This is a genomic window from Tyzzerella sp. An114 (assembly GCF_002161055.1).
In the GTDB taxonomy this organism is placed as follows: Bacteria; Bacillota; Clostridia; order Lachnospirales; family Anaerotignaceae; genus Fimicola; species Fimicola cottocaccae.
The window spans coordinates 1-680 of record NZ_NFLT01000072.1; the positions used below are offsets into that span (position 1 = coordinate 1).

Consider the following 680-nt stretch of genomic DNA (forward strand, 5'->3'; position numbering starts at 1 on the left):
ATAAATAAAGGTGAAGTTCCTCAGATACTTATAGAAAATGACCACAAAGGAATAGTCACTAAAGAAGAATATGAAACAGTTCAGATTATGCTATCCTGTAAACCTAAAAATGAAAAAAACGAGGTTACAGAGTTTCGAGGAAAGATTATATGTTCAAAATGTGGTGATGTATTTTACAGACAAGTAAAACCTAAACAGGATATTACTTGGACTTGTAAAAATAGAATTATATCAAAAGATTACTGTGATATGGATATAGTAAAAGAAGATTTAATAAAAGAATTGTTTGTAAAAATGTGGAACAAGTTATCAAATAATTATGATGAAATTTTAATACCTATGGTTGAATCACTATATACTATAAAAGAGCATAATGGAGAAAATCAAGTAATTAAAGAATGTAACAATAAAATAGATGAACTTATAAAGCAGAGTAACACCTTAAATCAGCTAATGCAAAAAAGGTGTATTGACTCTGCTTTTTATATACAACAAAAAAATCTAACTGAGCAGAAAATAATTGAACTTAATATTGAGAAAGTAAGATACATAGAAAAAAGTCAAATGAATTATGAAATCAGAGAAACAGAAAAGCTGATTGATTTAATAAAAAATTCACCTAAAACAATGAATACATACAACAAAGATTTATTTAAAAAAGTTGTAGATAAGATTTTAAT

Annotated in this window: 1 protein-coding gene; it reads left to right on the forward strand. The window is 25.4% G+C overall.

Going from position 1 to position 680, the window contains the following annotated elements; all coding sequences use genetic code 11:
* Nucleotides 1–680: zinc ribbon domain-containing protein (locus B5E58_RS13305; RefSeq protein ID WP_206608594.1), on the forward strand; the 680-nt coding region annotated here is incomplete at both ends.